Source organism: Streptomyces sp. NPDC001410 (assembly GCF_042895235.1).
Lineage (GTDB): Bacteria > Actinomycetota > Actinomycetes > Streptomycetales > Streptomycetaceae > Streptomyces.
On record NZ_JBIAWE010000003.1, the window covers coordinates 140,867 to 166,676 of the forward strand.

Genomic DNA, 25,810 nt, shown 5'->3' on the forward strand with positions numbered 1-25,810 from the left:
CTCGATGCTGCTCATGTGAGGCGAAGGGTGAAACCGCGGCCGAGCGGCAGGCTCGGGGTGCGGATGGTCGTCACCCGGCTGTCGCTGTCGAACGACCAGGCGGAGTCCGGCAGTTTCCGCCCGTCGAGGAAGACGTGGTCGGGCGCCGTGTCGCCGTGCACCGTGAACCGGTACGTCCGCGCGTCCGCCTTGCCCGCGTAGTCGCCCTTGCTCGCGCCGACCGAGACGGTCGTACCCCCGGTGCCGGCGCGCACCGACACACGCTGGGTGGCGGCCGCGCCCTCGGTGAAGTGGCGGGTCACGCCGTCGTCCTCGTACAGCGTGTAGCGGCTGGTGCCGTGGGTGGACGGATACAGGTCCCAGTCCAGCTCGTGCCGGTCGCGGGTCTGCCAACTCGTCGTGCTCTTGGGCCACATGGGGACGATCGCGCCCTCTCGCACGAACAGCGGGAGCGTGTCGAGCGGGGCGTGGTAGCCGTTCAGGGTGGTGGGACCCTGGTAGGTGCGGCCGGTCCAGTAGTCGGTCCAGGTGCCCTTGGGCAGGTAGATGCCGTCACGCGTGTCGGAGTCCTGGTAGACCGGGGCGACGAGGAAGTCACGGCCGGACAGGAACTCGTACTTGGCCTGCGCGCCCAGCGTGTTCGGGTCGTCCGGGTACTCCAGCCACAGCGGACGCACCGCGCCCACACCCGTCTTCGCCGCCTCGGCGGACAGGGTGTACATGTACGGCAGCAGCCGCTCCTTCAGCTGCAGGTACTTGCGGTTGACCGAGGTGTACGGCTCCCCGTCCCGCCACGGCTGCTGGTCGGCGGGCTTACCGGTGGTGATGTCGCTCGCCCAGCCGTCCATCGTCATGATGGCCGGCAGGAACGCCTTCCACTGCAGGTCCCGGGCGTACATCTTGGCGTCGTGCCGGTAGATGCTGCCCACGTCACCGGTGTTGTAGGCGATGCCGGACATGGTCGCCCCGGCGTAGGTCGGGATCTGCCAGCGGATGTAGTCCCAGGACAGCTTCTGGTCGCCGCTCCACAGCACCCCGCACCGCTGGGCGCCCGCCCAGGACACCGGCAGCCACACGAAGCCGCGCGCGTCGCTGTTGTCCTCGATGCCCTTCTTCGCCGCGTCGCAGGCGTCCAGCGCGAACTTGTAGCCGTTGCCGACCCAGGCCACATCCAGCTTGGCCACCCGCTGGCCGGCCTTGACCTGGTCGGCGAGCTTGTCGATGCCGTCCTGGGTCCACAGACCGAGCTGGGCGTTGTGGTCCTGCAGACCCTTGGCGGTCTGCTCCAGGTTCTCGTACCCGCAGCCGTAGCCGTCGTTGACCAGCATCCAGCCGAGCGGCATCTGGTTCTCGGTGTAGCCGTCGGCGATCTTCAGGGCGTCCAGGGTGTGCCGCTCGCCCCGGTTGGCGTTGTGCAGATAGCAGTCCGAGTCCCCGGGTTCGAGACCGTAGACCGGAGGCATGAAGGGCTTGCCCACCAACTCCGTGTACTTCCCGATGACCTGCTTCGCGTCGCCGAGGAAGTAGTAGGCGTCCAGGCGCCGTTCCTGCTGCCCGGTGGTGACCGGCGAGCCGAAGGTGTACACGCCCGGCGCGAAGGTGTTGCGGAAGACGCCGTAGCCCGCGCTGGAGAGGTAGAACGGCTGGGAGTTGTTGTAGCCGCCCTCGTTCCAGTCGAAGCTGTTGGACACGTACATGGTCTGCCCGCGGTGCGAGAAGCTGCCGTTCTGCTCGCCGCCGCCGAAGAACTGCTCGTCCGTGCCCCGCGTGAGGCTCTGCCGCATCCCGCCGGTCGACCAGCGCAGCGGCTTGTCCTCCTGCCAGATCCGGGTGCGGTTGTCGGGTTTGTAGAGCCCGAACCGCAGCGGCTTCTTGTACACGCGCAGCACGGCTTCGCGGGAGCGGATGCCGTAGTAGTCGCCCGCGTCGAAGGACGAGGTGTGCCGCTGGAGCGCGGGCTGCTTGCGCACGATGGCCGTGCCGGCCGGATCGCTCAGCGAGCCCGACGGGTCCGCCTGGAGCCGGAGCCGGCCTCCCGTCAGGAAGTCGGCGCGGGCGGTGAGCGCGCCCGCGCCGATCGTGTAGCTCCCGTCGCGGCCCGAGAAGGACGTGAGATCGCCGGCGTCCGTGGTCGCGGGCAGATAGGCGGTGCCCGTGAAGGAGTTGTCGTGCACGTCGTACGGCACGACAAGGACGTGGTACGTCCCCGACGCGCGCGGGATCACCGTGGCCTCGGGGTTGGCGGTGCCGGCGCTGGACGCCACCTGCTTGCCGTGGTCGTCGTAGACGTACAGGTCGAAGTCGTCGGAGGGCTTCTCCCACTTGATCGACAGCGGCACCCCGCCCTCGGGGTTGTCGTCCCAGTAGCCGCCCGGCACCGAGACGGTCAGGTCGAAGCGGTCGCAGACCTTACTGTCGGGGTCGTCGGCCGCACCGGGGCAGCTCTCGGGGCCGCCGCCGGTGCCCTTGGCGTAGACCGGGCTCTGCCAGTCGACGCTGCTGTGGGCGGAGTCGAGTACGGCGCCGGCCGCTGTCGCGGCGGCCGCGGCGGGTGCCGGGGCGGTGAGCACGGTACCGGCCAGGGCGGTCGCCAGCCCCAGCGGAACCCAGGCCGGCCACGGCACACGGTGTCGGATTCTTCGCACGGCGGAACAGCTCCCATCGCACCATTGCGGATTGACTGTCCTTGGACTTGCTGCTCGGAAGCGCTCGAAACAAGGTTCAATCGAGCAACTTCACGCACGAAGCCTCGGGGTTGACGCAGGTTCATGTCAATACGGCGATGCGGATCGCGGCCGGGAACGACGAAGGCCGGCCCCACCATCCGCGGGAGCCGGCCTTCGTGTCGGTGACGCTCAGTCGGTGTTCTTCCGGAGCACGATCTGGGTCTGCGTGGTCTGCCCGACCAGCCGGTCCCGGTCGTCGTGCAGGTCCGTCTGCACCACCAGCAGAGTGCCGCCGAGGTGCAGGGGGCGAGCCGTGGCACGGACGTGGCCGGTGGTGACCGCGCGCAGGAAGTTGGTCTTGGACTCCACCGTCGAGGTGCCGGACGCCCCCTCGGGCAGGTTGAGGTAGGCGCACACGGCGCCGACGCTGTCCGCCAGCGCCATCAGCGCTCCGCCGTGCAGCACACCGCCCGCCGTACAGACGTCCGGTGACCAGGCCAGGCTCCCGACGGTGCGCTCGGCCGTGGCCTCCCGCAACTCGATGCCCAGCCCGGCCGCGAACGGCATGACGGCCAGCAGATCACCGGGTTTCGGGACGACCGGCTCGGAGGGGGACATGTAGTACCGCCTTTCGTGGGTGCCTTGGTGCCGCGGACGGTGATCCACTGTGGTGCCGCGGGGCGGGGTGCGCCAGTCAGTCCTCGGACGACTCCTGGATCATGGCCAGGGTCAGCACCCCGCCCCCGATGCCCCAGCCGCCGTCGGCGACCTCCTCGACCAGGACCATCGTGGTGGCGCGGGCGCGCTCGCCGTAGATCTCGGCGTACAGCTCGGTGGTGCGGGTGACGATCAGCTCCTTCTGCTTCTCGTCCAGGCTTCCGGCGGGGACCTTGAAGTTCGCGAACGGCATGGTGGATCTCCTTGGTTGACGGGGTGTCAGAGCGAGCTGCCGGCAGTGAGCAGGCCCTCGAGTCCGGCGCGGCGGAAGAAGTCGACGCGGATCCGGTCGGCGACCGCGGACACGACCTCACTGCCGTCGCGGCTCGGGTCGACGTGGGTGCGCAGCGGCCGCCGGCCGGCGGGCAGGTCCACCAGACGTACGACCGCCTCGGCGACCTCGGCCACGTCCGCGTCCGGCGGGACGAGCGCCCCGAGCCGCTTGTCCAGGCCCGCCAGCAGGGAGCCGTAACGCTCGTCGTAGGCGGCGGCGCGCCCGGTGTCGGCGGGCGTGCCCGCGTGCGCGAAGTGGTTCGTCCCGGAGGTGAAGGCGCCCGGGACCACGATCGCCGTGTCGATGCCGAACCGGACCAGCTCGGCGGCGTAACTGACCGCCAGCGCGTCCATCGCCGCCTTCGCGGCGAAGTACGGCGCCAGGAACGGCGGGCAGCCGCCCCGGGTGCTGGAGCTGCCGATCCACACCAGCAGGCCCTCGCCGCGCTCTCGCAGGTGGGGGAGCGCGGCCCGGTTCACGCGCTGCGCGCCGAGCACGTTGACGTCGTACGACTGGGCCAGTTGCTCGGGGGTGAAGGCCTCGGCGGGTCCGGTGACCATGTGGCCCGCGTTGTGCACGAGCACGTCCAGGCGGCCCTCGGCGGCCAGGACCCGGGCGACGGCGGCGTCCGCGGAGTCCTGGGAGGTGACGTCGAGGTCGACCGCGTACAGAGCCACGCCGTGCTCGGCCGCGTACCGGTCCAGTTCGGCCACGGCCGGCGCGTTGCGGGTGGCCGTCTGCCGGATGCCCGCGTAGACGGAGTGACCGGCGTCGGCGAGCGCGCGCACGGTCAGCGCGCCGAATCCGCTGGAGGCGCCGGTGACCAGGACGGTCAGGGGAGTGTCGGTGGTCATGATTCCTCGCAGAGAAAGGGAGAGGAGCGGAGGTGAGGTGGGGGGGTCAGACGATGCCGCCGTTGGCGCGTACGACCTGCCCGTTGACCCAGTGGCCGGCCGGGGAGGCCAGGAAGGCCACCACCTCGGCGATGTCGGCGGGCGTGCCGAGCCGCTCCAGCGGGGGCTGGGCGGCCAGCCTGGCGACCGTCTCCTCGTCCTTGCCGTCCAGGAACAGATCGGTCGCCGTGGGCCCGGGGGCGACGGCGTTCACGGTGATGTCCCGGCCGCGCAGCTCCCGGGCCAGCACCATGATCATCGCCTCGACCGCGCCCTTGCTGGCGCTGTAGGCGCCGTAGGCCGGGAAGGACAGGCCCACCACGGAGGTGGAGAAGGCGATGAACGAGCCGCCCCGGCGCAGGGTCCGGGCCGCCTGCCGGGCGACCACGAAGGTGCCGCGGATGTTGGTGCGGTGCAGGGCGTCCAGTTCCGTGAGGTCCAGCTCGGCGATCGGCGCGAGGTACATCCGGCCGGCCGCGTGCACCACGACGTCGACTCCGCCGAACTCGCGGGCCGCCGTCTCGAACAGCTTGCCGACCTGTCCTTCGTCGGCGACGTCGGCCCGGACGGCGACCGCACGGCCGCCGGCCGCGGTGACGTCCTTGACGGCGGCCTCGGCCAGGTCGCGGTTGCCCGCGTACCCGACCACCACGGCATAGCCGTCGGCGGCGAGCCGGGTCACCGTCTCGCGGCCGATGCCGCGGGAGCCGCCGGTGACGACGGCGACACGGGGGGCTGCGGTTTCCTGCGTGGACATGGGGGACTCCTGAGTGCCGGAGGGGCGGTTCCTGGGTGCGCCTCCAGCCTGGGCCGAGGTCCGTGCGGCAGCCACGGCTCGCCTCACCCTGGGGTCGGCAACCCCTGGTTCCGCACCGTGGCAGGGGTGACGATGGGGGCGTGAACCACTCGGAGCTGGCCGCCTTCCTGAAGTCCCGCCGTGACCGGGTCCGTCCCGCCGACGTCGGCCTGCCCGCCGGGCCCCGCCGCCGGGTCCCGGGACTGCGGCGCGAGGAGGTCGCGCAGCTGGCCGGGCTCTCCGCCGACTACTACACCGAGCTTGAGCGCGGCCGCGGCGCCCAGCCCTCCGCACAGGTGCTGGCCGCCCTCGCCCGCGCCCTGCGGCTGAGCGGCGACGAGCGCGACCACCTCTTCCACCTCGCCGAGCGCCCCGTGCCGACCGCCCACAGCACCGCGGTACACGCCCAGCCCGCCCTGCTGGGCCTGCTGGACCGGCTCACCACCACCCCCGCGCAGATCATCAACGACCTGCACGAGACCCTCGCCCAGAACCCGCTCGCCCTGGCGCTCCTCGGCCCGCCCCCGGCCACCCGGGGGCCCGAGGCGAGCTTCGTCCACCGCTGGTTCACCGACCCCGCCGCCCGCGCCGTCTACCCCGTCGAGGACCACCCGCACCACTCCCGGGTCTTCGTCGCCGACCTGCAGGCGGTCGCCGCCCGCCGGGCCAAGGACGCCGAGGTCGCCCGTATGGTGGCCGCGCTGCGCCGGCGCAGCGAGGAGTTCGCCGCGCTCTGGGAGCAGCGGGACGTGGCTCTGCGCCGCACCGACCACAAACGGATCGTCCATCCCGCGCTCGGCGTCATCGAACTCGACTGCCACAACCTGTTCAGCGAGGACGGCCGCCAGCGCCTGCTGTGGTTCAGCGCGCCGCCCGGCACCGAGGGCGCCGCGCAGCTGGAACTGCTGTCGGTGATCGGCACCCAGGACATGACGGCGGGCGCGGACCGGTCGGAGCGCCGGCCGGGCTGAGGCAAGGGGGGCGCACGGTTCACGCCATGCGTCCTGACTCGTCACCGATGTCCGCAGACCCGTGGCGGACCATCCGTCGCCCGAGGCACCCTTGACAGTGTGCGTACGGTTTCGCGACGTTTGAGCACTGGCGCACGGTGGGGAGTCGGAGTCAGCAGAAGAGATGGCAGGACGCGCCCGGCGCGTCATGGGGGGGGGAGTGATCGCCCATGCGATCCATGAGCCATGGCCCACACGAAGTTCCACACGCCAGGCCGGCCTGTGCCGTACGCGAGAGATCACTCGCGGAGCCGGCGGAAGGGCGGTCGAGCTGACGTGGAGATCACGATCCACAGACCCGGTGACCTGACCTCCGCGCTGCGCGCCGCCTGGCACCGGGCGATGGACGAGTCACCCGAGTACGCCAACCCGTTCCTGGCACCGGAGTTCACCATCGGGGTGGGCCGTCAGCGGGGCGGAGCCCGGGTGGCGATCCTGCGGGAGGGCGGGGAACCCGTCGGCTTCTTCCCGTACGAAAGAGGGCCCTTGGGCACCGGCCGGGCCATCGGACTCGGGCTGTCCGACTGCCAGGCCCTGGTGCACCGGCCCGGGGTCACCTGGGACGCCGCGGAGCTGCTGCGCGCCTGCGGGCTCAGCATCTTCGAGTTCGACCATCTCGTCCAGGAACAGCGGCCGTTCGCCCCGCATGTCACCGGCACCTTCGCCTCACCGGTGATCGACGTGAAGCCCGGTGACGCCAGCTATGCGCAGTGGCTGCGCGGCGCCTACCCGGGGCTGGCCAAGACGACGCTGAAGAAGGAACGCCGGCTCGGGCGGGACATCGGCGAGGTGCGGTTCGAGTTCGACGAGCGGGACCCGATGGCCCTGCGCACGCTCATGGAGTGGAAGTCCGCCCAGTACCGCCGGACGGGACGCATGGACCGGTTCTCACGGCCCTGGATCGTGGACCTGGTGGACCACCTCTTCCATGTCCGCGAGGAGCACTTCACCGGGGTGCTGTCCGTGCTGTACGCCGGGGACCGCCCGGTCGCCGCCCACTTCGGCCCGCGCTCCAGCACCGTCCTGGCGGCCTGGTTCACCGCGTACGACCCCGAACTGCACTACTACTCGCCCGGGTTGATGATGCACCTGAGGACCGCCGAGGCGGCCGCCCGCAACGGGGTGACCCTGGTCGACCTGGGGCGCGGCGACAAGGAGTACAAGGACTGGCTCAAGACCCGTGAACTGCGGGTCGGCGAGGGCTTCGCCGCCCGCGCCCACCCCGTGGCCATGGCGCAGCGGCTGTGGCGCAGACCGGTACGCGGCCTGCGCAACACGGTCCTCGCCCATCCCCGGCTGCGCGAGCCCGCCGACCGCCTCCTGAAGACCGCCGGCCGACTGCGCACCCAGGGCCTGTCAGACGCGTCAGGTCGCAGGGAGTGACGCGGAGGGACGTCACCCGGCGCCGACCGCGCTGAAAATTTGCGGGCCGGCCCCTTATCTACTGGCAGGTTCGTGTCAAAAGTGCGTCAAGTTGCGGACGATTCCCCGTCCGCGTGGTCGGGTCTCCTGCGACGGCAATCGATGCCCCTCTGGGAGGTCCCCGTTGTCCGTGCCCACCCGCAGAAGACGGTGGTTCACCGTCTGTGCGCTCACCGCGTCCGCCGCGCTCGTCGCGATACCCCCGTCCGCCGCCTCCGGCCGCGGCGGCATCAGCCCCTTCGGAGTCCGTACGCTCGGCCAACTCGCCAAGGAGCGAGTGCAGTCGGTGGGTGCCATGTCGCCGCACCTCAAGGCCGATGACGACGACGGCAACGAGGCGGACGAGATCGCCGAGGGCGCCGACCAGTACGCGGAGGCCCGCACCTCACCCGGTGTCGTCGCACCGGGCGCGTACGGCGCCGCCTGGCGCGACCTCAGGAACCTGCCGAGCACGGACGGCAGGTGGCGCCACATCACCGGCCTGCCGTACAACTCCGATGACCCGCGCTACCGCGACATCGACTCCAACTCCAGTGGTGGCTCGGGCAATGTGACCGGCCGGATGGCCGCGATCGCGGCCGACGGCGGCGGCTACGTCTACGCGGGCAGCGCCGGAGGCGGCGTCTGGCGCTCGCGCAGCGGAGGCGGCCACTGGCAGCCCATCAGCGACCGGCTGCCCGCGCAGTCCACCGGCGCCCTCGCCCTCGACGGCGGAGGCCGGCTGTGGCTGGGCACCGGCGAGGCCACCACCAATGCCGACGCCTACCTCGGCAGTGGCGTGTACGTCCTGTCCCACCCGCACCACGGCACGTTCTCCCCGCGCCGCCGCGTCGGCGGCGACGAACTGGAGAGCACCACCATCCACGAACTGCGCTTCGGTGGCGGCAAGGTGTGGGCGGCCACCAGCGCGGGTGTCTGGAGCCACTCCACGAAGAAGCTGAGCGGCCCCTGGAAGCTGGAGTTCGCGCCCAACCCCGACTATCTGCCGGGCGGTTCCAAGGCCGGCGACCCGAGCGCCCCGTACAAGAACATCGCCAACGACATCGCCATCGACCCCAAGGACCCGTCCAAGGTGGTCCTGGCCGTCGGCTGGCGCAGCGGCGACGACTACAACGGCTTCTACACCGAGACCGGCGGCACCTGGACGCGGATCACCAGCGGCCTCGGTGACCTGCCCGGCGACGCCGACAACGTCGGCAACGTCACCTTCGCCCGCTCCGCCGACGGCTCCCGCTACTACGCCATCGAGCAGTCACCGGAGCAGCTGAACACCAACCCGGACAGCGGCCTGGAGGGCATCTTCGTCTCCAAGTCCGGCTCACCGACCGGCCCCTGGACGAAGATCGCCGACTACAAGGGACTGGCCGCCGACAACTCGGCGCTGACCTCCCCGGGTTACATGCCGGGCGTCCAAGCCTGGTACAACCAGTTCCTCACGGTCGACCCGAGCGACCCGCAGCACGTGTACGCCGGTCTCGAGGAGGTCTACGAGACCAAGGACGGCGGCGCCAACTGGTCCACCGTCGGCCCGTACTGGAACTTCACCTTCTCCTGCTGGAGCATCGACCCCGCCAAGCAGACCGGTGACTGCCACCAGACCACCCACTCCGACCAGCACGGCGTGGCGATCGGCCGCTACCACGGCAAGAGCTTCGTGTACGTCGGCAACGACGGCGGTGTCTACAAGCGCCCGGCCGACGGCTCCCAGGACGCCTCCGGCCACGCCACCGACTGGACCTCGCTCAACGACGGCACCATCGACACCCTCCAGTACTACTCCGTCGGCATCGGCAAGGACCTCGACCACGGCGGCCTGTCCGTCACCGGCGGCCTGCAGGACAACGGCCAGTCCGTCCTGCGGGGCAACGACAAGGTGATGGGCTCCAACTTCGGCGGCGACGGCGGCGACACCCTGACCGATCCCGCCAACGGCTGCAACATCGCCGAGGAGTACGTCTACCTCGCCGTCCAGGTCACCCAGAACTGCGCGGTCAACGACGGCAGCTGGACCACCGACGCGAGCAAGGCCACCTCGTACGGCGTCGCCCCGCCCGACAACGCCACCAGTGAGGCCCGCTTCATCGCCCCGCTCGCGACGGACCTGAAGAACGGCTCCACCTGGATCGCCGGCGGCCGCCACATCTGGGTGCAGACCCACGGCTACGCCATCCGCAGCGGCTCCGAGTGGACGAGCGTGCACGACTTCGGCGCCGGACGCGTCGCGACCGCCGTCGCCGCCTCCGGCGGGAAGATCTACGCCGCCTGGTGCGGACCGTGCAACAACCAGGGCTTCGCCCGTGGCATCGCCGTCGGCAACGCGGACGGCACCGGCTGGCACGACATCACCCTGCCGGTGGACGGGACCGTACCCAACCGCTACCTCAGCGGCTTCGCCGTCGACCCGAAGAACGCCGACCACGTCTTCCTCGCGGTCAACGGCTTCTCCCGGCACTGGACCGAGGGCCCGGGCGCGGGCGTCGGCCATGTCTTCGAGTCCACGGACGGCGGCACCACCTGGAAGGACGTCTCGGTGAACCTCCCGGACGTGCCGACCGACTCCGCCCTGGTGACGGCGGACGGCGGCCTCGCCGTGGCCACCGACCTCGGCGTCGTCTACCGCGCACCGGGCCGTACGACGTGGCAGCGCGTCGGCGACCTCCCGGCCGTCGCCGTCCTCCAGCTGAAAACGAGTCCCGACGGCCGCACCCTGTACGCGGCCACCCACGGCCGGGGCATCTACACCATCAGGCTCCGCGACCTCGACTGAGCGACGCGGACGCGTGCGGAACGGGTGACCCCGCTGACCCTGGGGGTCACCCGTTCTGCGTATACGGCACCACGTTCACGTCCAGCGTGAAGACACCGCGCGGGGCACCCGCGATGTCCGGCGCCTTCGCCGAGACGGTGACCCGGGCGGCACCGCCCCGGGTGCCCGCGCAGCGCAGGGTGGCGTGCGCGGTGCCGTCCGGGTCCACGCGCCAGCCTGCGGGCACGACAAGGGCGGGCAGGGAACTCAGCGCAGCCGTCCAGCGCTTGTCGTCCAGCCGCGGCCGCAGGAGAAGCGTCACCACGGTGCCGGGCCGTACACACAGCTCCCGGACCCGGTCACCGGGGGAGACGGTGACCTCCACGTGCCCGGCGGCACAGTTTCCGGCCGACGCGGAGGAAGCCGCCGTGGGCGTGGCCGCGCCACCGGACGATTCGGAGGCGCGTGCCGGGGACGACGGCCGCGGCGAGCCACTCCCGGACGCCCCCGTACCCGCTGTCCCGGCCCCGCCGGCCGGCGCCCCGCACCCCGCCAGCACGACGACCGCGGCCACCACGCACCCACCGGCCCACCACCGCATGCCCACACCTCCCGGCCTCTCGGTACGTCTCCCAGGATGCCCCCGCCTCAGTCACCCTGCCGCACCGCCCGGCCCACCTCCGTGCGCAGCGCCACGAACCCGGGCAGGCTCCGCGTGCTGATCTGGTCGCGCTTGCCGGGCAGGTCGACCGGCAGGTCTCGCACGACGCGGGAGCCGGGGCCGGAGGAGAGGACGACGACACGGTCGCCGACGTACACGCTCTCGTCGATGTCGTGGGTGACGAACACGATGGTCGTGCCGTCGGCGCGGTGCACTTCGAGGAGCAGGTCCTCCAGGTCCTCGCGGGTACGGGCGTCCAGGGAGCCGAACGGCTCGTCCATGAGCAGCAGGGAGGGGCGGCAGACCAGCGCGCGGGCGATGGCGACGCGCTGCTGCATGCCGCCCGAGAGCTGCCGGGGATGCCGGCGGGCCACCCCGTGCAGGCCGACGCGCTCCAGGATGGCCTCGGCCTCGGCGCGCCGCGCGGCCCGGCCGAGGCCACGGCGCCGCAGCGGAAGGGCCACGTTGTCGCGGACGCTGAGCCAGGGCAGCAGCGAGCGGCCGTACTCCTGGAACACGACCGCGAGTCGGTCGGGCACGCCGGTCACCGGTGCGCCGTCGATCGTGATCGTGCCCTCGTCCGCGGGCAGCAGCCCGGCGATGGTCCGCAGCAGTGTGGATTTTCCGCAGCCCGACGGCCCGACCACGCACAGCAGCTGGCCCTCGGGCACGGTGAGGTCGACGCGGTCCAGTACGAGATGGTCGCCGAAGCGGCGGGTCATCGAGTCGAGGCGCAGCATCCGTCACCCGGCCCAGGGCTCGTACAGGGTGCCCGCGCTGCCGGCCACCCGCAGCCGGAGCAGGAACGGGCCCGCGTCGTCACCCCGGCCCAGGGCGTGGTCCAGGGCGGCCGGCAGCTCGTCGGGGTGCTCGGCGCGGGCCGCCGGGCAGCCGAACGACTCGGCGAGGGCCGCGAAGTCGATGCCGCCGATGTCCGTGCCGGGGACGGGCTCGACACCGATCCGGCGGCCCAGCGCGCGGACGGCCGCGTAACCGCCGTTGTCCAGGAGGACGTAGGTGACCGGCGCCGCGTACCGGGCCGCGCTCCACAGTGCCTGCACGGAGTAGAGCGCCGAACCGTCGCCGACCACGCACACCAGCCTGCGCCGGTCGGCGAGGGCGCGGCCCACCGCCAGCGGCAGACCCCAGCCGAGCGCGCCGCTGCCCGTGGTGAGGAAGCCGCCGCTCAGGTCGACGGGCACGCGCGCGTGCAGGGCGTCCCGGTGACTGGGGGCCTCCTCGACGAGCACCCGGTCGCGCGGCAGCCGGGCGGCGAGCAGGTCGAAGAACAGTTCCGGTGTGATGTGCTCGGTGGCACGGGCGGCCGGGGACGCGGGGCGGGGCGGCGGCGGGTCGCGGTCCGTTTCCTTCAGCTCCTTCAGCAGCTGCGTGAGCCGGGTCAGGGCGGGCCGCAGGGTCGTCAGGATGCTGGTGCCGGTGGGCAGCCAGGCGGCCTGGCCCGGATCGCAGTCCAGGTGGAACAGGTCGGTGCCCGGCGCCAGGGGCGGCCCGTCGTCGCTCACGTGGTAGGTGAACACCGGGGCGCCCAGGGCCACCACCGCGTCGTACGCGGCCAGGCGCGCGGCCAGCGGCCCGGCGACCGGGGGCAGGAACCCCTGGAACAGCGGGTGCGACTCCGGGAACCCGGAGCGGCCGGACAGGGGGCTGATCCACACCCCGGCGCGGATCCGCTCGGCCAGCTCCCGGACCTCCTCCAGCGCGTCCTCGTCGTCCACACCGGGGCCGACCACCAGGGCCGGGCGGGCGCACGAGCCGAGCCGGGCGGCGAGCGCGGCGAGGGCCTCCGGGTCGGCCGTGAACGCGGAGTGCACCGTGCGGGGCTTGACGGGCTCGGCGGGCCGGTCCCAGTCGTCCTCGGGGACGGAGACGAAGACCGGGCCACGTGGCGGCGTCATCGCGATCCGGTACGCCTCGGCGAGCACGCCCGGCACGTCCTCGGCCCGCTCCGGCTGGCGGGCGGACTTCACGTACGGGCGCGGGAACAGGGCCGGTTCGTCGGCGCCGAGGAACGGCCGCAGCTGGATCAGCGAGCGTGCCTGCTGGCCGGCCACGACGACCAGGGGCACCCGGTCGCGGAAGGCGTTGAAGACGGCGCCGAGCGCGTGCCCCACCCCGCCCGCCGAGTGCAGGCTGACGAAGGCCGCGCGCCGGGTGCCGAGGGCGTGTCCGGCGGCCATGCCCACGGCGGTCGACTCCTGCAGGCCGAGTACGTAGGTGAAGTCGTCCGGCCAGTCACGGAACATGCGCAGTTCCGTGGAGCCCGGATTGCCGAAGACGGTGGTCATGCCGGTGTCACGCAGGAACCGGACCACCGCGTCGCGCACCGTTGCCGTCACGAAGCCCTCCTTGGGCCGACGATCCGCCTCTCGACCGCGAGCAGTCCGGTGTTGAGGAGATACCCGAGCACGCCGAGCAGCATCAGCGCAGCCCACACGGTGAGCAGGTCGGAACGCGACTGGGCGTCGGTGAGCGTGAAGCCGATCCCGTCGGCTGTGCCCGGCAGCAGCTCCGAGAAGACCATCAGGATCAGGCACAGCGACAGGCTCAGCCGGAGCCCGGCGAAGATCCGGGGCAGCGCGGACGGCAGGACGAGGAACCACAGCCGCTCGGGCCCCGTCAGCCGCAGCACCGCCGCCACCTCCAGCCGCAGCGGATCCGTGGCCCGGGCGCCCTCCGCCGCGTTGACCAGCACCGGCCACACGGCACTGAACGCGATCGACGCCACCTGCATCGGCGTGCCGAAGTCGAAGACGACGACGAACACCGGCACCAGGGCGGGCGGCGGGACGGCGCGCGCGAACTGGAGCACTGCGTTGCACAGTGCGTACGCCCGTCGCGAGTGGCCCACCGCGATGCCCAGCAGGATTCCGGAGACCGCCGCGATCACGAAGCCTGCCGCCATCCGGCCGAGGCTGGGCAGGATGTCGTCGACGGCCGCGGTGGTGAGGAAGAGATGCCCGACGGGCCCGGAGAACCACAGGTCGTGGGCGTGGCGGGCGATGCGGAGCGGGGGCGGGAAGTACACGCTGCCGTGCGCGCGGGCGGCCGCCTCCCAGCAGGCGACGGCGAGCAGCAGTACCGACCAGCGCAGCAGGAAGGGTACGGCGGTCCGGGCCCGGTGGGTCGCCGAGCCGCGCAGGGTCCGGCGGCCGAGCTGTGCGTCCGCCGTCATGCGCCGGCCCCTTGCCGTCCCGGCCCGAACCGCCCCGGTCCGCCCCGGGGTTCATGGGCCCACGCGAACAACCGCCGCTCCGCGCCGACCAGAAGGCCGTTGATCACCAGACCGAGGGTCCCCGCCCACAGGACTCCCGCCAGGACGTCCCGGGCGCCGTCCGTGGCCGTCTGCGCCTGGGCGATGAAGATGCCCAGCCCCTCGCCGAACCCGGAGAGGATCTCCGAGGCGACGGCCAGGATGAGGGCGACCGCGGCGGAGATCCGCACCCCGGCGGCGATGAACGGGGCGGCGCCCGGCAGGTCCACCCGTAGCAGCACCCCGAGTCGCCCGAAGCCGAAGGCCCGCAGGGTGTCCTTGGCCAGCGGATCGGTCTCGGCGAGGCCGTACACGGTGTTGAACAGCACCGGCCACACGGACGCGTACGCGATCAGCGTCACCTCCGCGCCGGTGCCCGACCCGAGCAGCAGCGACACCAGCGGGATCAGTGCGACGGACGGCAGCGGCCGCAGGAACTCCACGACCGCGCGCAGGGCGGCCTCCAGGACGGGTACCGTGCCCAGCAGCAGCCCCAGCGGTACGGCGATCGCACAGGCGAGGCCGAGGCCCAGTGCCCAGGCCCGCAGCGTGGCCCCGATCCCGTCGAGGAAGGTCCCGTCGCCCGCCAACCGCGCGGCCCGGGCCAGGACTTCGGAGGCGGGCGGCAGATAGCTGCGCCGGACGATCCCGGCCCGGCTGACCGTCTCGCAGGCGCCGAAGGCCACAGCCGCGCCGAGGACGCCGAGCAGGAACTCCTGACGCCGTGTCATCGGGCCAGCAGGGGCGCCGGGTCGACGTCCTTCTTCAGCAGGCCCTGGTCACGCATGAGCCGGACGAGACGGCGCAGCTGCGCGGGGTCGGCGGTCACCGGGTACGTCGGCAGGTGGAGCGACTTGGCCTGGTCCGCGGTCACCTTGGTGTACTTCGGCAGCTCCGCGCGTACGCCGCCCGGGTCCCGGGCGGCGATCTTCGAGGCCGCTTCGATGGCGCGCCGGAAGCCCGCTGCCGCCTTCGGGTGCTTCTGCACGAAGTCCCGCGTGGTGACGTATCCGCTGGCCGGCAGGCCCTGCACCGGCGGTGAGTCGCCGTCCAGCAGCACCCGGGCGCCCAACTCGCCCTGGATCGCGCTGTCGAAGGGCTCGACGGCGTGGACGGCGTCCACCTGGCCCTGCTCAAGGGCGGGGCCCATCTGCGGGAAGAGGATCTGCCGGTAGACCGGCCGGCCGACGCCCTTGGCGTCGAGGATCGCGTTCAGGGTCAGCGACTGGATGTTGTTGAGGACGGCGACGGCGACCTTCTTGCCCGCGAGGTCCGCCGGAGTCCTGACCGCCGAGTCCTTGGGCACCAGGACGTCCATCATGTGCGGGGCGATCCGGACGCCCTCGGCGAGGATGCGCAGGTCCAGAGTGCCCTTCTCGTACGCCTGGAGGTAGGTGACGTAGTTCGCGCTCGCGATCACGCTCACCTGGCCCTTGATCAGCGCGGGCAGCGCCTGGATGCTCTGCTGCACGGGCCGGATGCGCACGTCCAGACCCTCCTTGGCGAACAGTCCCCGGTCCCGGGCGAGATAGAGGGCCGCCGAGTCGGTGAGCGGCAGAGCCGCCACGGTCAGCTCCTGCCGGCCGTGGTCGGAGGAGGAGCCCGCGCTCTCACAGCCCGCGAGGATGAGTGCCACGGCGGCGATGACCGCCGCGAACCTGGTTCGTCCCGATCGTGATCGACGTAACGCCATACGGGCATGCGTACCCGTGTTTGTCATGATCGCTACATGCGGGTGGTGGTTTTCGTCGAGCTTTGAAGAAAAGTGAAGCGCTGTGGGGGTGTTGGGGTCCCGGCATGATTGGGCGAGACGTGGGGATCGTGCACCCCTGCGCCATGGGTGCGGGCGTGGCGGCGCAGGCCGTGATTGCGGGAGCAAGTTGTGGTGGGTGCCGGAAGGGCGCTCGGCGGCCACCCGGGAGCGGGCCGCCGAGGCCGGGCTGCGCCCCGTCGGCAGCCTGGCGGAGCCGGCGGGGACGTGCGGCGTCGTCCTGAGCGTGTGTCCTTTGGCCGCCGCGCTCGACGTGGCCCGGCAGATCGCGGCCACCGGCTTTGAAGGGATCCACGTCGACGCCGACGCGATCAGCCCCCGGGCGGCGGCAGAGACCGGCGCCCTCTTCCGGGGCGGCGCGGTCACCGTGGTGGACGGCGGAATCACCGGCCCGCCTCCCCGTGCGGCGGGGCGGACCAGGCTCTACCTCTCGGGAGGCGCGGCAGCCGTCGAGGAGGTCTCGGCGCTGCTCCTCGGCACGCTGCTCACCCCGGTCGCGCTGGACGGCCCCTCGGGCGGGCGTCCGCGCTGAAGCCGGCCTTCGCCGCCTGCAACAAGATCTCGTACGCCCTGGCCGCCCGGGCCTGCGCCCTCGCCGACGGCCATGGCCACGGTGTGCTGGACGACCTGCTGGACCTGGCGGACCACCTGCTGCCCGGCACCCCGCCGGCGCGGCCGGAACACCTGGCGAGTGCCGGGCCCGCGCCGGGAGCCGGAGATGCGGGAGATCGCCCGGGCCTGGCGGGACACCGGACTGCCCGGCGGCACCTTCGCCGAAGCCGCGGCCGAGGCCTTCGACCGCCGGCACGCCCACAAGGACGACCCCACGGTGACCGCCGCCCGGCTCCTGTCGGACCTGACCGGGGAGCCGCTCACCCCGCACGCCTGAGTCACCCTCGCCTTGAGCATGGAAACCGATCGGTTTACGATGCTGGAAACCGATCGGTTTCACCTGTCTGGAGACTGCCGTGACCGCACTCAAGAACTCCGTCGTCCTCGTCACCGGTGGCAGCCGGGGCATCGGAAAGGCCCTCGTCGAAGAGCTGTACGAGCGGGGAGCCGGGAAGGTGTACGCCACCGCCCGCGACCCGCGCACCATCACCCACCCCGACGCCGTCGCACTGCCCCTGGAGGTCACCGACCCCGCCTCGGTGGCGGCCCTGGCCGAGCAGGCGCCGGACGTGACCGTGCTGATCAACAACGCCGGTATCTCGACCGGCGCCCGGGTGCTCACCTCGCCGCTGGAGGACGTCCGCCGCGAGTTCGAGATCAACTACTACGGCCCGCTGCTGCTCACCCGCGCCTTCGTGCCGGTCATCGAGCGCAACGGCGGCGGCCACATCCTGAACGTCCACTCCGCGCTGTCCTGGCTCGCCGACGGCAGCAGCTACAGCTCCACCAAGGCCGCCCTGTGGTCGCAGACCAACAGCCTGCGCCTGGAACTCCAGTCCCGCGGCATCCAGGTGACGGGCCTTCACATGGCGTTCGTGGACACCGACATGACGGCCGGAATCGACGCCCCGAAGGCGAATGCCCACGACATCGCGGCGGCCGCCCTCGACGGCATCGAGTCGGGAGCGCACGAGGTGCTCGGCGACGACACCACCCGCTGGGTCAAGTCGGTCCTCTCGCAGGACCTCGCGTCGATGTACCAGCAGTTCGCCAAGTAAGCCCGGAGTCCGGGCCGTTGGGGTGTGGCCCAGGTCAGGCCCCGGGCGCGTCCGGATGTGACACCTCGTTCTTGCCCGCCCCGCCGTCCATGGCGTACCTGTGCCACCGGCCGAGGTACCGGAACGGGACGGTGGGGTGGATCCGATGGCACGCACACTGGTGATCGGCGGCGGCATCGCGGGCACGGCGGCCGCGCTGGGCCTGCAGAAGGCCGGACACGACGTCGCCCTCTTCGAGGCGCACCCCGACACCGCCGAGGACATCGGCGCCTTCCTGACCCTGGCGACGAACGGCATGCGTGCCCTGGCCCAGCTCGACGCCACGGACGCCGTCACGGCCGTCGGTTTTCCGCTGACTTCGCTGCGTCTGCTCGACGGCACGGGCACCGAGGTGACACACGCCCCCCTCGCCGGGACGCACGACCCCGCCCTGCGCTACCGCTGTCTGCGCCGCGGCGAGCTGAACGCGGCCCTGCAGGCGGAGGCGGCCCGGCGCGGCATGGCCGTCGTCCACGGCGCCCGCCTGGTGTCCGTGGACGACGGCCCCGACGGCGTCACCGCGCACTTCGCGGACGGCAGCACCGCCACCGGAGACCTGCTGATCGGCGCGGACGGCCTCAACTCGGCCGTGCGCGGCCGTGTCGCGGCCCTCGCGGCTCAGCCCCGGTACGCGGGCCAGCGCGTCTTCTACGGCTACACGGACGGCAGTCCCGCGGCCGAGGACACCGGCGCCATCACCATGGTGCGCGGCAGCAGATCCGCCTTCGGGTACGCGGTCTCGCCGGCGGGGGAGACGTACTGGTTCGCCCGCGTCGCCGGCGACCCGCTGCCCGCCGGCCCTCCCGCCCACCGCGCGGCCGGCGGCCGGCGCGAGGAACTGCTCGCCCTGCTGCGCGAGGACGCCGGCCCGGCCGGCGACATCGTCGAGGCGAGCGCCGACCGCATGATGGTCGTCAACGCCGCCGAGATGCCGCTCGGCACCCCCTGGCACCTGGGCCGGGTCCTCCTCATCGGCGACGCGGCCCACGCGGCCTCCCCGGCCACCGGGCAGGGCGCCTCGATGGCGCTCGAGGACGCCGTCGTCCTCGCCAAGGCCCTGCGCGACACCCCCGACCCACGCACCGCGTTCGCCGTCTACGAGCAGCACCGCCGCCCGCGCGTCGAGCACAACATCACCGTCAGCGGCGGCATCTCCCGCGGCACCCACACCCCCTCACGCGCCGGTTCCGCGGCGCCCGGCGCCAAACGTGTCGATGACGCGCTGATCCGCCAACTGGCCTGGGAGACACCGCTCCCGGCCGGCGTCGAGGGGCAGCGCTGAGCAGCACTCCGCCGCGAAAGTGCAAGAGGCGGAGCATGGGAGTCCATTGCCGGAGCAACCACCGGGCCCGGATCGTTCCGGTGCAACCGGCCCTTCGGCAACAAGGAGCACCCGTGCGACTGTTGAGCAGAGCAGGCGGCGCCCTGGCCGCGGCCGCCGCCCTGACGCTGGGCGGCGGCACACCGGCCCCGGCGTCCGCCGCGCCCCCGTCCCTCGACGCGAGTTACACCGTGAGCGTCGGGACACCGGTGCCGTTCACCCACCCCACGGACACCCCCGCCACCCCGTACACCGACAAGGACGGCACGTTCCACTACCAACAGTCCGCCGCCCTCTACGGCGCCAAGGACCCGCGCACCTGGGACTTCTACACCGGCAAGGACTTCGACACCGCCACCTTCGACAAGGCGCTGAGCAAGGCCGTCGATCCGGCCAACTCCGCCGACCGCAACGACGACACCACCTGGCGCTGCAACAACAGCCCGACCGGCCGTGAGGCGACATACGCCCCGAGCGGCTCCGGCTACGCCCAGAAGAACTACTGCGACCTGTCCGGGGTGTGGGTCGACCCCGACACCGGTGACTGGTACGGCCTGGTGCACAACGAGTTCACCCCGCAGCCCTTCGGGGACGGACTGCACTACGACGCCATCGACTACGCCGTCTCCACCGACCGGGGCCGCACCTGGACCATCAAGGACCACGTCCTGACCTCTCCGTACAGCACGCAGCGTGGGGACTCGACGGCCTTCCCGAACCAGACGTACTCCTACGGCGACGGCGACCAGCGCCTCTACGCGGACACCGCCTCCGGGTACTTCTACGTCTATTACGGCTCCCGGATCGTGGACAAGAAGGGCGGCTGGAAGGCCTTCTACGAACACGTGGCCCGCGCCCCGATCTCCGCGAAGATGGCGCCCGGCTCCTGGCGCAAGTGGTACGACGGCTCCTGGTCCCAGCCCGGCACCGGCGGCCGGGAGAGCAACATCGTGCCCGTCGACGCCGACCACCCCACCGGCTACACCCCCGTCTCCGACGAGTACGACCCGGCCAACACCGGGACCGCCGCCGAGCAGATCGCGGCCGGCAAGATGCCCCCGACCTCGCCGCTGTTCGTCATGAACATCGCCTACGACGCCCACCTCGGCCTGTACATCGGCGAACCGCAGGCCGTCGACCAGAGCGGCGACTCACCGCAGTACTTCTACGCCACCGACGACCTGGCCTCCCAGAAGTGGCGCCTCATCGGCGACACCGGCGGCTACACCAACGCGTCCTGGTACCGCTGGTTCCTCGACCCTGCCAACCGGACCAGCTCCGCCGTCGTCGGCAGGACCTTCCGCTCGTACTGCTCCTTCGGCTGCTCCCACGACTCCTCCGGCGAGTACGTCGACGTCACCATCGACTCCGACCGGGCCGCCGCGCCACCGGTGGACACCACCCGCCGCTACCGCATCTCCGGCGGCACGGGCCGGGTCCTCGCCCAGAGTTCCGGCGGCGCCGGCACGACATCCGTCGCGTCCCCCACCGGCTCCGCCCGCGAGTCGTGGACCTTCACCCCCACCGGCGACGGCGCCTTCACCCTCGCCAACGCCGCCAGTGGCCGTCTGCTGGGCGTCGACTCCGCCGCCACCGCCGGCCGCGCCTGGGGCGCCCGGCCGACCGTCACCGCGGCACCGGCCGGCGGGCCGACCGTCGGCCAGCAGTGGTTCCTGATCCGCTGCGCCTGCGATGACGGCGGCTACCGTCTCGTCAACCGCTACAGCGGCCTCGTCCTCGCCCTGTCCGGGACCTCCGGCCGACGCGCCGAGACCACTCCGGCACGCAACTGGACGGACACGAGCGGCAGTTCCGTCGGCGGCGGCCGCACCGCGGCCGAACAGACCCTGTCCCTCACCCCGACCGGACCGGCCCGCACACGGTGATCGACTCCGGGGCCCGCCGACCCGGCGGGCCCCGGACCTATCCTGCTCGCATGCTGATCGACAACGGGGAGTCCGACGCCCACCTGGCCCTGGCGGCCGCCCAGGCGGGCGCGGACGTGGTACGCGACATGTACGGGGAATCCCTCGCCCGCTTCGAGAAGTCCGCCGGCGACTTCGCGACGGCGGCCGACCTCGCGGCGGAGAAGGCCATTCTGGAGGTGCTGCGCGACGCGCGGCCCGACGACGCCGTCACGGGGGAGGAGAGCGGCAGCACCGGTGCCGAGGCGGCGCGGCGCCGCTGGCTCGTCGACCCGCTGTGCGGCACCCTCAACTACGCCGTGCGGAACATGCTGGTGGGGGTGAACGTGGCCCTGCGGGCGGGCGACGAGATCACGGCGGCTGCGACGGCCGACCCGTTCAACGGCGAGGTGTTCTGGACCGACGGGCAGCGGGCCCGGGTCCGAAGCGACTGCAGGGACGAGGAGTTGGCGCCCTCGCCCGACTCTCAGCTGGTGGACGTCAATCTCGACCCGCCGTTCCCCAACGCCCCCGGCTTCCAGGCGGCCCGCCTCCTGGCCGACCCGGGGTTCGTGCGGCGGTTCCGGCCCCGGGTGGTCTCCACGACCCTCGCGGTCGCCTGGGTGGCCGCCGGTCGCCGGGCCGCCTACGTCACCGACGGCGACCTGCGCGACAGCGTGCACTTCTCCGCCGGCATCGCCCTGTGCCGGGCCGCCGGCTGCACGGTCACCGGCATCCACGGCCAGCCCCTGCACACCGGCGCGGGCGGGCTGATCGTGGCCGCCGACCCGGAGACGCACGCCGCACTGCTGGAGATGGTCGGGAACCAGCTGCGGCAGCAGGCGTAGCGACCCGGCACGCCTTCGGAGGTTTCGACTTCCGAAGGCGTGCCGCCCAGTTGCCTCACCACTTAAATCAAAACATGAACTAAGCCATGGGGTCAGCTTCTTGACCTCCGCAGCCGCATGGAGCCGCCACATGAAACTGAGATCCCTGGGCATCGTGCTCGCCGCCACGGCAGCGCTGATCGCCCTGCCCACCACCCATCCACCGGCCGCCGCGGTCGACACCCCGCTGTCACGGGCGTCTACCACCTCGACCGGACCATCGACATCACCCGCGCCAACACCGTCGTCCTCGGCCTCGGCCTGGCCACCCTCGTCCCGGACAACGGCATCGACGCGATGCACGTGGCCGACGTCGACGGAGTCAAGCTGGCCGGATTCCTGATCGACGCGGGCCCCGTCAACTCCGACACCCTCCTGCGGATCGGCACCCCCGGTTCCACCGCCGACCACTCCGCCAACCCCACCACCATGCAGGACGTGTTCGTCCGCATCGGCGGCGCCGGACCCGGCCTCGCCACCAACTCGGTGGTGGTCAACAGCGACGACGTCATCATCGACCACACCTGGAACTGGCGCGCCGACCACGGCAGCGGCGTCGGCTGGGACACCAACCGCGCCGACTACGGCCTGCGCGTCAACGGCGACGACGTCCTCGCCACCGGCCTGTTCGTCGAGCACTTCAACAAGTACGACGTGTACTGGAACGGAGAACGCGGCCGGACGATCTTCTTCCAGAACGAGAAGGCGTACGACGCCCCGAACGCCGCCGCCATCACCCACGACGGCATCGTCGGCTACGCGGCCTACAAGGTCGCGGACTCCGTCACCACGCACGAGGCATGGGGGCTGGGCAGCTACTGCAACTACACGGCCGATCCCTCGATCGTCCAGGCCCACGGCTTCCAGGTCCCGACCGCGGCAGGCATCAAGATGCACGACCTGCTGGTGATCTCCCTCGGCGGCAAGGGCCAGTACGCCCACGTCGTCAACACCACGGGAGCCCCCACCTCGGGCACGGACACCGTCCCCTCCAAGGTCACTCAGTTCCCGTAGTCCCGAACGGCGTACCAGAGCAGGCGGCCGCCGTCCGCTGCCGCTGAGATGGAAGGGTCCCTACCTCAACCAGTGAGGCAACTCATGCGTATGCGCAGCTTTGTTACCACAGCAGTTCTCGCGGGTGCCCTTGCCCTGGCCGGCACGACGGCCGCCTACGCGGCCGACCCGGACCCGGTCGGCGTCGCCACCGACAGCCCTGGCGTCGTCTCCGGCAACGTCATCCAGATCCCGCTGGACCTCGACGCCAACGTGTGCGGCAACACCATCGACATCATCGCGCTGCTGGACCCGGCCTTCGCCAACTACTGCACCAACGGCTGACACCATCCCGTGCGCCGGTCCCTCCCCTGGGGGCCGGCGCACGGCTGTCCGGACCGGTTCAGTCACGCGCCGCCGGAGCCTCACGCCTGGCGGGCGCAGCGTCCCGTTGTGGAGCGGACCCGGTACCGGTCCGTCGGCGGCGCAGCAGCAGGCGTCTCGCCGGGCGTTCCACCGCCTCGTACAGGAGCCAGGACAGTCCGAGGGCGAGGGCGAAGGCGGCGGTGGTGACCGCCAGGCCCGCCAGGACCCCGAAGTGCGGCTTCGTACCGAGCAGATTGGTGCCCGCCCGCAGGACCAGCAGGTGGATCATGTAGAAGGCGAACGACAGTTCCCCCAGCCGCACCATCCGCCGGTGCCGCCACAGCGAGGGCAGCCCGTGCACATCCGCGACCGCCGCGGCCGGGATGAGGAGAGTGAACCCGGCGATGGTGCAGACGGTGGCGGAGTAGCCGGGCGTGACCTGCGGGACCAGGAAGTAGCCGATGATCGCGAGGGCCAGCGAGGCCTCGAGGCCGGGGCCGCGCCAGCGGCCGAGCAGCACCAGCCGGGCCGTGACGGCGCCCAGGACGAACTCCGGCAGCCGGGCGGCGGGCAGGGAGTAGATCGACTCGTCCATCCAGTGGTGTGCGTCCGCCCAGGCCAGGACCAGTACCGCCACGACCGACAGTCCGCCGAGTGCCGTCGCGCCCCGTGCGCCCAGCCGGCGCAGCAGCAGGATCAGCAGCGGGAAGGCCGCGTAGAAGAACGCCTCGCAGGCCAGCGACCAGCTGACCGGGTTCAGCGTCTGCCACCAGGGACGCCACCAGGAGTGCAGCAGGAAGACGTTGGCCAGCGCCTGCCTGGGCGTCGGCTTCGCCTGATGGGCCAGCGTGTACGTCATGACGAACGCGACGGCCAGGGTGACCAGGTGCACCGGGTAGATCCGCGCGATGCGCCGCCGCCAGAAGGCGAACGCACGGTCACGTGGCCGCGCGGACCAGGTGAGCACGAAACCCGACAGCACGAAGAAGAACGACACGCCCGTCGCGCCGGCCCCGAACGCCCAGGTCACGATGCGACCGGCGCCGCCTCCGAAGTAGCCGAAGTTGTTCACGTGCAGCCCGAACACCAGCAGCGCCGCGACCCAGCGCAGCCCGGTGAGGGACGGCAAGGAGGACATGGCGGCGGGCGGGGAGGATCTCGCCGAGGCCGGGGACGCGTCGGTTCGTACGGGCGGCGTCCGGGGCGCCCGGGTCGTCGCCGTGCTCATCCAATCACCTGCCGCAGGAGGTTCGCGTGGGGCATGAAGGGGAGCGTTGCCCGTTCGCCCCCTCTCCATCACATCGAGTTGCAAACATCACACTGCTGCCGAACGACGGAACCCGCGGTATGCCACGGACGGCCGGACCTGGTGCACCCTTACGAGTGAACGCCCCGGTCCCTCGCGTCGATCGCTGCGGGCGGTGCGGGTTCACGGTGAACTCGTCGCCTTGCGGGGCGAGTTCCAGCCGGTGCCGTACGACTGCTACTCCTCGGCGTCCTCGGCCAGTCGTTCGACCCGCGCGGCCGCTGCCCGGGCGCGGCGCCCGGCCTCGCGGACGTCCCGGTCGGCCCTCAGCGCACGCTCACGGGCGCTCTGCTCGTCGGCGCGGGCCCGCCCCTGCTCCTCCTGGACGCGCCGCGCCTTCTCCCGCAGCTCCCGCAGCCGCTCCTCCGCCTCGGCCGACCGCCGGGCGGCGTCCTCCGCCTTCGCTTCAGCGTCCGCCGCCTCCGCCCGCAGGGCACGCAGCTCACGCTCGGCGTCCCGGGCCTCCGCCCGGGCCTCGGCGAGCTGCCGGCGGCGCTGCTCGCCACCGCCGCGTCGCATCGCCTTCGGCCTCGGCTCCGGCTTCGGCGTGGGCGCGGAGCGGCGCCCGACGGCAGCCTCGTCGGCCTCCGGGAACCCGATCGCGGCGCCGAGCGGCTTCACCAGGCGGCCCGCCGCCCACTCCCGGGCGGCCTCCGGGTCGGCGAGGACGGCGTGCAGGGTCTCCTCGACCTCGCGCTGAACGCCCTCGCCGACCGGATGACCCGCCTCGGCGGCCAGCCGCCGCGCCTGGCGCCCGAGCGCACCGATCACCTCACGCTGTCTGCGAGCGAGCAGGCGCAGCTGCGGACCGTCCAGTTCGCGATGCGCCCGCCGCAGCTCCTCACCGAGCACGAGCAGCGGCTGGACCTCGTCGGGCAGTCCGCGGACCAGGAGATTGCCGGCCCACGCGGCCAGACTCGGGCGCCGCAACGCGGCGATCTCCCTGGCGAGGTCCTGCTCGCCGGACGTACGGGCCTGCGCGGCATACCGGTCGCGGGCGGCGACGAACTCCTCCGGCCGCAGCCCGTACAGCTCATCGGCGACGGCGTCGAGATCCACCGGCGTCCCTCTCGAACGCCCCCCGTGACGGACTCCGA

At 72.3% G+C, this 25,810-nt stretch carries 23 protein-coding genes and 1 pseudogene; 11 read left to right on the plus strand and 13 right to left on the minus strand.

Annotated features, from left to right (window positions below; translation table 11 throughout):
* Positions 1-11 precede the first annotated feature (11 nt).
* From ACFY3C_RS07250 to ACFY3C_RS07270, 5 genes are all read right to left on the minus strand, one after another.
* A complete protein-coding gene (locus tag ACFY3C_RS07250) occupies positions 12-2,174 on the minus strand; it encodes a TIM-barrel domain-containing protein (RefSeq protein ID WP_390770350.1) in 2,163 nt (720 codons plus the stop codon).
* Positions 2,175-2,855: 681 nt separating this feature from the next.
* Positions 2,856-3,284, minus strand: coding sequence for a PaaI family thioesterase (locus ACFY3C_RS07255; RefSeq protein ID WP_386577556.1), 429 nt, complete (start codon positions 3,282-3,284; stop codon positions 2,856-2,858).
* Between the two features lie 76 nt (positions 3,285-3,360).
* The gene (locus ACFY3C_RS07260) at positions 3,361-3,576 is read right to left on the minus strand and encodes a tautomerase family protein (protein ID WP_097258166.1); all 216 of its coding nucleotides are present in this window, start codon (positions 3,574-3,576) and stop codon (positions 3,361-3,363) included.
* A 26-nt stretch (positions 3,577-3,602) separates the two neighbouring features.
* Positions 3,603-4,511, minus strand: coding sequence for an SDR family oxidoreductase (locus ACFY3C_RS07265; RefSeq protein ID WP_390770049.1), 909 nt, complete (start codon positions 4,509-4,511; stop codon positions 3,603-3,605).
* 46 nt (positions 4,512-4,557) lie between these two features.
* Positions 4,558-5,307, minus strand: a complete 750-nt coding sequence (locus ACFY3C_RS07270) for an SDR family oxidoreductase (RefSeq protein WP_390770050.1) — start codon at positions 5,305-5,307, stop codon at positions 4,558-4,560.
* Positions 5,308-5,447: 140 nt separating this feature from the next.
* Here ACFY3C_RS07270 and ACFY3C_RS07275 point away from each other — a divergent pair, with 140 nt between their 5' ends.
* The 3 genes from ACFY3C_RS07275 (at position 5,448) to ACFY3C_RS07285 (ending at position 10,545) form a co-directional block, all read left to right on the plus strand.
* On the plus strand, positions 5,448-6,317 hold the full coding sequence (locus tag ACFY3C_RS07275) for a helix-turn-helix transcriptional regulator (protein WP_390770051.1): 870 nt from the start codon (positions 5,448-5,450) through the stop codon (positions 6,315-6,317).
* Between the two features lie 315 nt (positions 6,318-6,632).
* Positions 6,633-7,739, plus strand: a complete 1,107-nt coding sequence (locus tag ACFY3C_RS07280; RefSeq protein ID WP_390770052.1) for a GNAT family N-acetyltransferase — start codon at positions 6,633-6,635, stop codon at positions 7,737-7,739.
* Between the two features lie 163 nt (positions 7,740-7,902).
* Positions 7,903-10,545 carry a WD40/YVTN/BNR-like repeat-containing protein gene (locus tag ACFY3C_RS07285; protein ID WP_390770053.1) on the plus strand — a complete coding sequence of 881 codons (2,643 nt, stop codon included), beginning with the start codon at positions 7,903-7,905 and terminating at the stop codon, positions 10,543-10,545.
* Between the two features lie 46 nt (positions 10,546-10,591).
* On the opposite strand, the gene ACFY3C_RS07290 is transcribed toward ACFY3C_RS07285, so the two are convergent.
* From ACFY3C_RS07290 to ACFY3C_RS07315, 6 genes are read right to left on the minus strand one after another with little or no spacing between them, the layout of a single operon-like run.
* Positions 10,592-11,125, minus strand: a complete 534-nt coding sequence (locus ACFY3C_RS07290; RefSeq protein WP_386577562.1) for a hypothetical protein — start codon at positions 11,123-11,125, stop codon at positions 10,592-10,594.
* A 47-nt stretch (positions 11,126-11,172) separates the two neighbouring features.
* Positions 11,173-11,925, minus strand: coding sequence for an ABC transporter ATP-binding protein (locus ACFY3C_RS07295; RefSeq protein WP_386577563.1), 753 nt, complete (start codon positions 11,923-11,925; stop codon positions 11,173-11,175).
* A 3-nt stretch (positions 11,926-11,928) separates the two neighbouring features.
* Positions 11,929-13,542 carry a benzoylformate decarboxylase gene (gene mdlC, locus ACFY3C_RS07300; protein WP_390770054.1) on the minus strand — a complete coding sequence of 538 codons (1,614 nt, stop codon included), beginning with the start codon at positions 13,540-13,542 and terminating at the stop codon, positions 11,929-11,931.
* Positions 13,539-14,378, minus strand: coding sequence for an ABC transporter permease (locus tag ACFY3C_RS07305; protein ID WP_390770055.1), 840 nt, complete (start codon positions 14,376-14,378; stop codon positions 13,539-13,541). The genes mdlC and ACFY3C_RS07305 overlap by 4 nt, the downstream gene beginning before the upstream one ends.
* On the minus strand, positions 14,375-15,187 hold the full coding sequence (locus ACFY3C_RS07310; RefSeq protein ID WP_390770056.1) for an ABC transporter permease: 813 nt from the start codon (positions 15,185-15,187) through the stop codon (positions 14,375-14,377). The genes ACFY3C_RS07305 and ACFY3C_RS07310 overlap by 4 nt, the downstream gene beginning before the upstream one ends.
* Positions 15,184-16,092 carry an ABC transporter substrate-binding protein gene (locus ACFY3C_RS07315; protein WP_390770057.1) on the minus strand — a complete coding sequence of 303 codons (909 nt, stop codon included), beginning with the start codon at positions 16,090-16,092 and terminating at the stop codon, positions 15,184-15,186. Before ACFY3C_RS07315 ends, ACFY3C_RS07310 begins: the two co-directional genes overlap by 4 nt.
* 253 nt (positions 16,093-16,345) lie before the next feature.
* Here ACFY3C_RS07315 and ACFY3C_RS07320 point away from each other — a divergent pair, with 253 nt between their 5' ends.
* The 8 genes and pseudogenes from ACFY3C_RS07320 (at position 16,346) to ACFY3C_RS07355 (ending at position 23,386) form a co-directional block, all read left to right on the plus strand.
* Complete coding sequence (locus ACFY3C_RS07320; protein WP_390770058.1) at positions 16,346-16,759, plus strand: hypothetical protein; 414 nt, start codon at positions 16,346-16,348, stop codon at positions 16,757-16,759.
* A gap of 72 nt (positions 16,760-16,831) precedes the next feature.
* Positions 16,832-17,116: a hypothetical protein gene (locus ACFY3C_RS07325; RefSeq protein ID WP_390770059.1), complete on the plus strand. Its 285-nt coding sequence runs from the start codon at positions 16,832-16,834 to the stop codon at positions 17,114-17,116.
* 79 nt (positions 17,117-17,195) lie between these two features.
* Positions 17,196-17,897, plus strand: coding sequence for an SDR family oxidoreductase (locus ACFY3C_RS07330; RefSeq protein ID WP_390770060.1), 702 nt, complete (start codon positions 17,196-17,198; stop codon positions 17,895-17,897).
* Positions 17,898-18,042: 145 nt separating this feature from the next.
* On the plus strand, positions 18,043-19,218 hold the full coding sequence (locus ACFY3C_RS07335; protein ID WP_390770061.1) for an FAD-dependent oxidoreductase: 1,176 nt from the start codon (positions 18,043-18,045) through the stop codon (positions 19,216-19,218).
* 113 nt (positions 19,219-19,331) lie between these two features.
* Positions 19,332-21,143, plus strand: coding sequence for an RICIN domain-containing protein (locus ACFY3C_RS07340; RefSeq protein WP_390770062.1), 1,812 nt, complete (start codon positions 19,332-19,334; stop codon positions 21,141-21,143).
* A 50-nt stretch (positions 21,144-21,193) separates the two neighbouring features.
* Entirely contained in the window at positions 21,194-22,009 is an 816-nt protein-coding gene (locus ACFY3C_RS07345) for an inositol monophosphatase family protein (RefSeq protein WP_390770063.1), read from the plus strand.
* A 234-nt stretch (positions 22,010-22,243) separates the two neighbouring features.
* Positions 22,244-23,062 (plus strand): annotated as a pseudogene (locus ACFY3C_RS07350) (sialidase); the annotation flags it as partial.
* 90 nt (positions 23,063-23,152) lie between these two features.
* Positions 23,153-23,386: a chaplin gene (locus tag ACFY3C_RS07355; RefSeq protein ID WP_386577575.1), complete on the plus strand. Its 234-nt coding sequence runs from the start codon at positions 23,153-23,155 to the stop codon at positions 23,384-23,386.
* A 58-nt stretch (positions 23,387-23,444) separates the two neighbouring features.
* Here ACFY3C_RS07355 and ACFY3C_RS07360 read toward each other — a convergent pair whose 3' ends face one another.
* Both ACFY3C_RS07360 and ACFY3C_RS07365 read right to left on the minus strand, forming a co-directional pair.
* The gene (locus ACFY3C_RS07360; RefSeq protein ID WP_390770064.1) at positions 23,445-24,635 is read right to left on the minus strand and encodes an acyltransferase family protein; all 1,191 of its coding nucleotides are present in this window, start codon (positions 24,633-24,635) and stop codon (positions 23,445-23,447) included.
* A 255-nt stretch (positions 24,636-24,890) separates the two neighbouring features.
* Entirely contained in the window at positions 24,891-25,772 is an 882-nt protein-coding gene (locus tag ACFY3C_RS07365; protein ID WP_390770065.1) for a hypothetical protein, read from the minus strand.
* Positions 25,773-25,810: the final 38 nt, after the last annotated feature.

Excerpts from the sequence above, each read along its gene's own strand:
- ACFY3C_RS07355 (WP_386577575.1), top strand. The coding sequence starts at position 23,153 with ATGCGCAGCTTTGTTACCACAGCAGTTCTCGCGGGTGCCCTTGCCCTG.
- ACFY3C_RS07270 (WP_390770050.1), bottom strand. The coding sequence starts at position 5,307 with ATGTCCACGCAGGAAACCGCAGCCCCCCGTGTCGCCGTCGTCACCGGC.
- ACFY3C_RS07255 (WP_386577556.1), bottom strand. The coding sequence starts at position 3,284 with ATGTCCCCCTCCGAGCCGGTCGTCCCGAAACCCGGTGATCTGCTGGCC.
- ACFY3C_RS07345 (WP_390770063.1), top strand. The coding sequence starts at position 21,194 with ATGCTGATCGACAACGGGGAGTCCGACGCCCACCTGGCCCTGGCGGCC.
- ACFY3C_RS07305 (WP_390770055.1), bottom strand. The coding sequence starts at position 14,378 with ATGACGGCGGACGCACAGCTCGGCCGCCGGACCCTGCGCGGCTCGGCG.
- ACFY3C_RS07310 (WP_390770056.1), bottom strand. The coding sequence starts at position 15,187 with ATGACACGGCGTCAGGAGTTCCTGCTCGGCGTCCTCGGCGCGGCTGTG.
- ACFY3C_RS07290 (WP_386577562.1), bottom strand. The coding sequence starts at position 11,125 with ATGCGGTGGTGGGCCGGTGGGTGCGTGGTGGCCGCGGTCGTCGTGCTG.
- ACFY3C_RS07360 (WP_390770064.1), bottom strand. The coding sequence starts at position 24,635 with ATGAGCACGGCGACGACCCGGGCGCCCCGGACGCCGCCCGTACGAACC.
- ACFY3C_RS07335 (WP_390770061.1), top strand. The coding sequence starts at position 18,043 with ATGGCACGCACACTGGTGATCGGCGGCGGCATCGCGGGCACGGCGGCC.
- ACFY3C_RS07260 (WP_097258166.1), bottom strand. The coding sequence starts at position 3,576 with ATGCCGTTCGCGAACTTCAAGGTCCCCGCCGGAAGCCTGGACGAGAAG.
- ACFY3C_RS07325 (WP_390770059.1), top strand. The coding sequence starts at position 16,832 with ATGGCCACGGTGTGCTGGACGACCTGCTGGACCTGGCGGACCACCTGC.
- ACFY3C_RS07295 (WP_386577563.1), bottom strand. The coding sequence starts at position 11,925 with ATGCTGCGCCTCGACTCGATGACCCGCCGCTTCGGCGACCATCTCGTA.
- ACFY3C_RS07265 (WP_390770049.1), bottom strand. The coding sequence starts at position 4,511 with ATGACCACCGACACTCCCCTGACCGTCCTGGTCACCGGCGCCTCCAGC.